Here is a 268-nt window from a genome sequence, read left to right as displayed (position 1 = left end):
ACCCGGCACCCAGCTCAAAGAGGCCGTGCTGCCTGCGCCCATGGTCAGCCTGGCCACCGGCATCGGGCCCGAGCTGAACTTCGAAGGCTATGTGCAAGCCGCCTGGAACCCCAATTTCATGCCCCCCACAGGCGGTTACTGGTCCACGGCCGATGGCTTGGGCGCCGGGCACCAAGCCTATGGTTTGTCTACCGTCACGGCCAAGAACGGCGGCCAGTGGGGCCTGTCGCTGCGCTACCAACCGACCAACACGCGCCTGAACCTGGGT

1 protein-coding gene is annotated in these 268 nt (G+C 66.0%); it reads left to right on the top strand.

Annotated features, from left to right (window positions below):
- On the top strand, window positions 1-268 hold a 268-nt coding region (locus tag AC07VS_RS28875), incomplete at both ends, for a DUF1302 family protein (RefSeq protein WP_494752707.1).

This window comes from Curvibacter sp. GW821-FHT01G03, from assembly GCF_059422285.1.
Note: the sequence above shows the minus strand (reverse complement) of the source record. Positions and strands in the feature narration are given on the sequence as shown.